We start from the raw sequence: 7233 nt of genomic DNA on the forward strand, positions 1-7233 counted from the left end.
GGCATCGTTCCGTTCGGGACGCGGCCCGAACCCCCACCAGCGACCGGGATGCGCTGGCGCCGCCACTGCGTTGGTGTCGACTGGCGCCGGCTTCTCGCCTGCGTCGCCCGGATTCGCGCCGTCGCGCGAACCCGTCGTACCGCTGGCGCAGGTGGTCCGGGTCGGTACCGGGTTGGCTGGCATTTCGTCCGCAGCCGCTGTCGAAGGTGGATTGTCGGGCCTCATGCGGCACCGAAGTTGTAGCGGCGCCGGCCCATGAGCAGGAGGAAGGCCGGGGCTCCGATGAGGCCGGTCAGGACGCCGACGGGGATCTCGGTGGGGCGGACCAGGACTCGGGTAGCGGCGTCGGCGACCACCAGGAACGCCGCTCCGCAGAGGGCGCTCGCCGGGAGGAGGGCGCGGTGGCGGGGGCCGACCAGTAGCCGTGCCGCGTGGGGGACCACCAGGCCGACGAAGCCGATGCCGCCGGAGACCGCTACCAGGACTCCGACCAGGACGGCGAGCAGGATGAACAAGGCGATTCGCAGCTCGCGCACGGGAATTCCGAGGGAGGCGGCAGTGTCGGGGCCGAGCTCGAGGGCGTCGAGCCAGTTCGCGGCGAGCAGCAGAGCCGTCAGCGCGGCGGCAACCACGGTGGCGGGAAAGAGGATTCGGGTCCAGTCCGCGCCTGAGAGGCTGCCGAGGAGCCAGAACAGGACGGATTGGGCGGCGGCGGGCTCGCTGCTGCGGAAGATCAGATAGCTGCTGAAGGCGGCGAAGGCGGAACCGAGAACGGTTCCGGTGAGCACCAAACGCAGTGGGGTGAGCCCACCTTGGGCCATGGCGATCAGGAAGACGGCCGCGGCGGCGGCCAACGCCCCGGCGAGCGCGCCCGCCGACAATGCCCACAGTCCGGCCCCGGCGAACAGACCGGAGGTGATGACCGCCGCCGCGCCGACACCCGCGCCGGAGGAGACGCCCAGCAGGTAGGGATCGGCGAGCGGGTTGCGCACCAGGGTCTGCATAGCCGCCCCGGCGACGGCCAGCCCGGCCCCGACGATCGCCGCGAGAATCGTTCGCGGCACCCGCAATTGCCACACGATGGTGTCGAGCCCGAGATCCGCGGACACTCCGCCGCCGATCCGATGCGCCAGCACGCCGACCACATCGCGCACCGGAATGTTCTCCGACCCGAACCCGGTCGCCACCACCATGGCGGCGAGCAGCGCAATCCCCATGACGGGCAGGGCGATCGATGCGCGCGCACGCCTCATCGATGAACCTCCACAGGCAAATCGCGGCCTCTCCAGAGTTCTACGCGGCGGGGGAGGTCTGACTCGCACGGCTCGAAAGCCGTACTCACAGTGGCGCGACCGTCCCGGAATTACACCGGATTCCCACACCCACCGACGATGACGCCGAAACTCTACCGTCCGGAATCTTTACACCCTCCAGCCGCCCGGGGCTCGAGACATTCTCGCCATCCGGCTGCCCGTGCTTCGCGGTAGTTTGGTGCGCATGAACGTGGTTCGCGGCCTGGTCGGCGTCCTCACCGCCGCGGTGTTCCTGGCCACCGGGCTGACGTGGCAGGCGGCGGACGACGGGGCCTGGACGGGTGCACCCTCTACGTCATGCCCTAGGCCGATTTCAGCGGACGCGGCTGCCCAACAGGTGGCGGACGCCGCTGATGAAGAGTTGGAGGCCGAAGTCGAAGCGGGAGGTGGCGTCGGTGGTGTCGTACAGCGGGGAATGTTCTTCCGCGAGTGCGCCTACGGAGTCCATTTGGATGCGGGACTGTTCGTCGACGGTTTGGCCGAGGACGTAGTAGAGCAGGGTGTAGGCCGAGAGGTCGGCTTCCTCGCGGGTCATGCCGGCGCGAATCGCGGCGCTGGCCAGGCGTTCCCGGCCCTTGCTGGTGGTGAGGCGGGACGCGTAGGTGGCCGAGACCAGTTCCGCGCCGTCGCGGTAGGCGAGCAGGCATTCGCGCAGTCGATGCGCCAATTCGGTGATCTGCTTGGACCATTCGTCGGCGGCGACCGGCTCGTCCATGGGCGCGAGGATGCGGTCGGCGACCGCGCCGAGCAGCGCCTGCTTGTTGGGGAAGTGCCAGTACAGCGCGCCCGGCTGGACGTGCAGTGACGTCGCCAGGCGGCGCATGGTCAGATCGGCCAGTCCGTACTGGTCGAGAATGGCGATTGCCCCGTCGACCACGTCCGTGCGGTGGAGTTGCACTGAAAAACCCGACCCTCTCGTGTTCCCGCTCACGTTCCGGACTGCTAGCCTACCCTGAACACCGTTCAAGTTGCTCGGCCACACGGCCGCACGAAGGGATTCGCACGGACATGACCCAGGCAGCCGTCACCACCGAAGCCGCTAGCACCGCAGGCGATGACATTCTCGCCATCGCCCGCGAGCAGGTGCTCGAGCGCGGCGTCGGCCTGACCCAGGAGCAGACCCTCGAGGTGCTGCGGCTCGGCGACGACCGGCTCGAGGAGCTGCTCGGCCTGGCCCACGACGTGCGCATGAAGTGGTGCGGTCCGGAGGTCGAGGTCGAGGGCATCATCTCACTCAAGACCGGCGGCTGCCCCGAGGACTGCCACTTCTGTTCGCAGTCCGGCCTTTTCCAGTCGCCCGTGCGCGCCGCCTGGCTCGACATCCCCTCCCTCGTCGAGGCCGCCAAGCAGACCGCGAAGACCGGCGCCACCGAATTCTGCATCGTGGCCGCGGTGCGCGGTCCGGACGAGCGCCTGATGGCGCAGGTCGCCGCGGGCGTGGAGGCCATCCGCAATGAGGTCGACATCCAGGTCGCCTGCTCGCTGGGCATGCTCAACCAGGAGCAGGTCGATCAGCTGGCGGCCATGGGCGTGCACCGCTACAACCACAACCTCGAGACCGCGCGCTCGCACTTCCCGAACGTGGTCACCACCCACACTTACGACGAGCGCTGGGAGACCCTGCGCATGGTGCGCGAGGCCGGCATGGAGGTCTGCTGCGGCGGCATCCTCGGCATGGGCGAATCCCTGGAGCAGCGTGCGGAATTCGCCGCCGACCTGGCCTCGCTCCAGCCCGACGAGGTGCCGCTGAACTTCCTCAACCCGCGCCCGGGCACCCCGTTCGGCGATCTCGAGGTGCTGCCCGCGTCCGACGCGCTGCGCGCCGTCGCCGCCTTCCGCCTCGCCATGCCGCGCACCATCCTGCGCTTCGCCGGCGGCCGCGAGATCACCCTCGGCGACCTGGGCGCCAAGCAGGGCATTCTGGGCGGCATCAACGCCGTCATCGTCGGCAACTACCTGACCACCCTGGGCCGCCCGGCCGAGTCGGATATCGATCTGCTCGGCGAGCTGAAGATGCCGATCAAGGCGCTCAACGAAACCCTCTGAGATATAACGGGGTGCGGGGGTTCGGCCGCCGCACCCATCCCATAACGTAGTGGGTGGGGGGTTTGCCCCAGGATGCTGCCCGAGTTCGAGACACGAAGGATCCATCGAGGTGGTCGTGGAGATCGAGGAGCGCTACAACCCGTTCACCGGGAAGCGGGTCGTGCCGGGTCTGGAGGATCCGGTCCCGCCCGCCGCCGCATTGGGCTTGGAGCCGCCGCGTTTCTGTGAGCAGTGTGGTCGCCGCATGATCGTGCAGGTCAGTCCAGACGGCTGGTGGGCGAAATGCTCCCGCCACGGGGTGCTCGACTCCACGAGCCTGGAACACCGCTAGTGGCAACCGCACTCACCGCCGAGCCGGGCGGGCTACGCGTCGCTGTCGTGATGCGGGAAGTGCGCGCGGCGGCGGTGGTGTTCGCCGCGCTGGCCGCGGTGAGCGCGCTGGCCGGTGTGGTCTGGGCGTTTCTGGCGCCCGCCGAGCAGTTGCTGGTGGTCGAGCCGGACCGCGGCACCGCCCTGACCGGTGAGAGCATGCACCGGTTCGACGCCCTGGCGATCTTCGTGCTGATCGGCATCGTGCTCGGTGTGGTCGGGACGGCGGCGGTGTGGCGCTGGCGCAAGGTGCGCGGCCCGATTCTGTTGCTGGGCATCCTGTTCGGGTCGCTGGTGGGTGCGTTCCTCACCAAGGTCGTGGGTGAGGCGGTCGCCGAGCAGCTGCACACCCGGCCCAAGCATCCGGCGGTGCACACCATCGTGGAATTCGCGCCGTCGGTGGAGGGGTGGGCCGCGCTCATCGCCCAGCCGCTCGCGGCTTCGGTGGTGGTGCTGCTGCTCACCGCGCTGAGCACCTCCGATGATCTGGGCACCGGCGAATACCTGCCCCTCGGCGGGCAGCGACCGGAACCGGTGATCATCGCACCGCCGCAATACGGTTCGGCCATCAGCTACGGCCCGTACCCGGGTTCCAACGGCGGTACCCAGTTCACCCCGCGCGATCCCGTCGTGCCTTTCGAGTCGCCGGGCTCGGTCCCGGAATCCGACACCACTCGCTGAGCCTGTACTCCGGGCCTCGGCAATATTCGCTGGAGCTCCGGCGTTGTACCCCTTACCGTGTTCGAGTTCACCGAACCGAATCACCCTGGGGGACCCCATGAAGACCGCACCCGCCGATCGCGGCGCGCCCGCACCGGCGGAGCGCCCGGATCTCACGGCCTGGCGCCAACGCCACGAACTCCGCAGATCCAATGCCGCCCAGCCCATCCCGAACGGGCGCCGCTACAAGCGCACCACCAAGCATCGCAATCGCGACCAGTAGCGTCCTGACCTGCGCATAGCTTATTTCGGTGGCCGTGGACCGTCATAACGGTCATGACCAAAGCCATGTGCACGTCGGTGCTGACCATCGCCATTCCCGTCTCCGACCAGGATCGGACCAAGGAGTTGCTCGAGGCGCTCGGACTGAAGACCCGGCTCGACGCCGAACTCCAGCCCGGATTCCGCTGGGTCGAACTGGAATTGCCCGGCGGCGGCGCCTCGCTCTCCCTGGTCCGGGCCGACTCGAACCTGCCGCTGGGCATCGACACCGGAATCCGCCTGGCCACCCCCGACGCCCGCGCCGTCCACGCCGCCCTCTCCGATCTCGGCTGCCGCGTCGGCGAGCTGCTCGAGTGGGAGACCGCGCCGCTGATGTTCGCGTTCACCGATCCGGACGGGAATCGCTTCTACGTCACGCAGGACGACGCTGATCGGTAGCCGAAACAGCCCCTCGGCGAAGAGGTTTCACCGAGGGGCGTCCAGGCTGATCGCCGCGTCCAGGCGGCTCCACATGCGCGCGACCGTCTCGTTTCCGGGGAGCAGGCCGCCGAGTCGTCCCCGGAATTCCAGATACTCGGCCTGATACATCGGCAGGAAGCGGGTTCCCGCGCTCGCTTCGACATTGGCGATCCGGTCAGCCAATTTGACGATGACCGCCGACGGGTAGAGGCCGATCTTGCGATAGATCTCTCCGTTGCGCTCCTGCCGGTTCTCGCCGATTCCCGTTACGGCCCAGACGAGTTCGGTGACGGTCTCCCCGAACGCCGCCTCGAGCTCGGTCTTGGTGACGTCCGTGTCCTCCAGCACGTCGTGCAGCCAGGCGGCGACTCCGAAATCGCCTTCGATCCCGAAGTCCGCCAACACGGCGCGCACCGCCGTCAGATGAACCACGTACGGTTGTCCGCCATACTTCTGATCCCCGTGTGCCGCTTCGGCATAACTACGAGCGATACCTTCGATTCCCCCGATATCCATGCCGCCGAACCTACCGGACTCCGGGATGACCTACCCGGCAATAAATTTCGGGGTGGGGGGCGGCGCCACCCACCCCGCTCGAGCCTCGGCCGCTCAGCGGCCGGGCCTCACTTCAAATGTCGGGCGAAGAACTGGTTTCCGGCTTCTCCCGCCCACGGCGGAACGCCGGTGTGCCCGCCCATATTCGCGTTCAGCGCTTTCTCCTTGGAGCCGAAGGCGTCGAACAGATCCAGGGCCATCTGCCGGTCGTTGCCTTCGTCGTCCCACTGCAGCAGGACGTGTAGCGGGATGGTGACCTGCCGGGCCTCCTCGAAAATCACACGGGGAACGTAGCTTCCGGCGAACAGGACGGCGGCCGAGATACGCGGTTCGACCACGGCCAGCCGGGTGCCGACCGAGATCACCCCGCCCGAGTATCCGACCGGGCCGCCGATCTCGGGTAGTTCGAGCAGGGCGTCCAGGGTGGCCCGCCATTCCGCGACCGCGGGATCGAGCAGTGGGAGGACGAGCCGGTCGACGATGTCGTCGGTGACCGGCTCGCCCGCCGCCAACGCCCGGTGCAGGTCAGCGACGGCCTGGTCGACCACGGGAATCCGGGGCCGGTCTCCGTTGCCGGGGAGTTCGATGGTGGCCGCGGCATAACCCTCCGCGACGGTGTGCCGCGCCCGGCCCGCCAGTCGCGGGTACGCCTTGCGCAGTCCGAGGGGAGGGGGTCCGAGCAGGATCAGCGGGACCGGAGCGGAGACGGACGCAGGCGTCCACAGGATGCCGGTGATCTCGCCGAGAGTGAATTCGCGCTCGACAACCCCGTCATCGAACCGCTTCTCAGAAATGAATTGCATGGTCGTGCCTTTCAGGAGTGCACATGAACGGCGCTCCCGGACGACCTACCGCCCGACCATGACCCCAGAGAGGAGCACCCACGTCGATACAGCATTCACGGGTACCACCTCCTCGTTCTCTTGCACGGCCTCGGGAACCGTAGCAGCACCCTCCACCCTCCGCCAAGCCATTTACAACCAGCTCACAAGATCAACCGGCCTGAGCCGACACTATCGCCGCGTAGATGGCGAAAATCGCAGTTGAACGGCGAATAGTGTGCGCTCAGGCCGGCTCCCACTACTTCTTGCCCGGCACCTTCATACCCGCCTTGAACCCCAGCCCACCCACCTTGGCAGCGGGCGGCTCGGTCACACCGTTGCCGTCGAAGGCGTCGGTCGCGGCGGAGATGCCATTGCTCCCCGAATCCCTCGGGCCGGGTCGCTTCAGTCCGGACTTCATGGCCAGACCCTTGGCCGCGATGGCCGGCTTGACCGCGGCGGCGGGCGCGGTCTGAGCGGGAGTCGTGGCGGCGGAAGCGGATTCGTCGGCCTTCGCGCCGGGAGCCTTGGTGGCGCCCTTCATCTGCAGGCCCTTTCCGCCGGGTGCCTTGAGCCCGCTCTTCATACCGAGTCCGGCGGGCTTGGCGGTCGGACTCGGGTGAGCCTTCTCGGCGGCCGGGGTGGATTCGGTGGGAGGTTCGGCGACCGCGGCCTCGGCCTTGACGGGTTCGGGTGCGGCAGTATCGGATTCGCGGCTCGCCGCGGCC

9 protein-coding genes and 1 pseudogene are annotated in these 7233 nt (G+C 68.4%); 5 read left to right on the forward strand and 5 right to left on the reverse strand.

Annotated elements, in window-relative coordinates:
• Nucleotides 1-221 precede the first annotated feature (221 nt).
• Together ON43_RS12465 and ON43_RS12470 are read right to left on the reverse strand one after the other, a co-directional pair.
• Entirely contained in the window at nt 222-1253 is a 1032-nt protein-coding gene (locus ON43_RS12465) for a FecCD family ABC transporter permease (RefSeq protein ID WP_040807040.1), read from the reverse strand.
• A 373-nt stretch (nt 1254-1626) separates the two neighbouring features.
• On the reverse strand, nt 1627-2211 hold the full coding sequence (locus ON43_RS12470) for a TetR/AcrR family transcriptional regulator C-terminal domain-containing protein (RefSeq protein WP_040807042.1): 585 nt from the start codon (nt 2209-2211) through the stop codon (nt 1627-1629).
• A gap of 110 nt (nt 2212-2321) precedes the next feature.
• Between ON43_RS12470 and bioB the strand changes: the two genes are divergently transcribed.
• The 5 genes from bioB to ON43_RS12495 all read left to right on the forward strand — a co-directional run bounded on the left by bioB (nt 2322) and on the right by ON43_RS12495 (nt 5108).
• Nucleotides 2322-3359, forward strand: a complete 1038-nt coding sequence (gene bioB / locus ON43_RS12475; RefSeq protein ID WP_040807044.1) for a biotin synthase BioB — start codon at nt 2322-2324, stop codon at nt 3357-3359.
• A gap of 115 nt (nt 3360-3474) precedes the next feature.
• The gene (gene bsaP, locus ON43_RS12480; protein WP_086007938.1) at nt 3475-3690 is read left to right on the forward strand and encodes a biotin synthase auxiliary protein BsaP; all 216 of its coding nucleotides are present in this window, start codon (nt 3475-3477) and stop codon (nt 3688-3690) included.
• Nucleotides 3690-4409 carry a DUF2567 domain-containing protein gene (locus tag ON43_RS12485; protein WP_051178329.1) on the forward strand — a complete coding sequence of 240 codons (720 nt, stop codon included), beginning with the start codon at nt 3690-3692 and terminating at the stop codon, nt 4407-4409. Before bsaP ends, ON43_RS12485 begins: the two co-directional genes overlap by 1 nt.
• 97 nt (nt 4410-4506) lie before the next feature.
• On the forward strand, nt 4507-4671 hold the full coding sequence (locus ON43_RS45540; RefSeq protein WP_167333432.1) for a hypothetical protein: 165 nt from the start codon (nt 4507-4509) through the stop codon (nt 4669-4671).
• Nucleotides 4672-4724: 53 nt separating this feature from the next.
• On the forward strand, nt 4725-5108 hold the full coding sequence (locus tag ON43_RS12495) for a VOC family protein (protein WP_040807051.1): 384 nt from the start codon (nt 4725-4727) through the stop codon (nt 5106-5108).
• A gap of 27 nt (nt 5109-5135) precedes the next feature.
• On the opposite strand, the gene ON43_RS12500 is transcribed toward ON43_RS12495, so the two are convergent.
• From ON43_RS12500 to ON43_RS12510, 3 genes and pseudogenes are all read right to left on the reverse strand, one after another.
• Entirely contained in the window at nt 5136-5645 is a 510-nt protein-coding gene (locus ON43_RS12500; protein ID WP_051178330.1) for an HD domain-containing protein, read from the reverse strand.
• A 107-nt stretch (nt 5646-5752) separates the two neighbouring features.
• Nucleotides 5753-6487 carry a dienelactone hydrolase family protein gene (locus tag ON43_RS12505; RefSeq protein ID WP_040807054.1) on the reverse strand — a complete coding sequence of 245 codons (735 nt, stop codon included), beginning with the start codon at nt 6485-6487 and terminating at the stop codon, nt 5753-5755.
• A gap of 277 nt (nt 6488-6764) precedes the next feature.
• A pseudogene (locus ON43_RS12510) lies at nt 6765-7233 on the reverse strand (Fe-S oxidoreductase); the annotation flags it as partial.

This window comes from Nocardia concava NBRC 100430 (genome assembly GCF_000308815.1).
Lineage (GTDB): Bacteria > Actinomycetota > Actinomycetes > Mycobacteriales > Mycobacteriaceae > Nocardia > Nocardia concava.

Excerpts from the sequence above, each read along its gene's own strand:
- ON43_RS12465 (WP_040807040.1), bottom strand. The coding sequence starts at position 1,253 with ATGAGGCGTGCGCGCGCATCGATCGCCCTGCCCGTCATGGGGATTGCG.
- bioB (WP_040807044.1), top strand. The coding sequence starts at position 2,322 with ATGACCCAGGCAGCCGTCACCACCGAAGCCGCTAGCACCGCAGGCGAT.
- ON43_RS45540 (WP_167333432.1), top strand. The coding sequence starts at position 4,507 with ATGAAGACCGCACCCGCCGATCGCGGCGCGCCCGCACCGGCGGAGCGC.
- ON43_RS12495 (WP_040807051.1), top strand. The coding sequence starts at position 4,725 with ATGACCAAAGCCATGTGCACGTCGGTGCTGACCATCGCCATTCCCGTC.
- ON43_RS12500 (WP_051178330.1), bottom strand. The coding sequence starts at position 5,645 with ATGGATATCGGGGGAATCGAAGGTATCGCTCGTAGTTATGCCGAAGCG.
- ON43_RS12505 (WP_040807054.1), bottom strand. The coding sequence starts at position 6,487 with ATGCAATTCATTTCTGAGAAGCGGTTCGATGACGGGGTTGTCGAGCGC.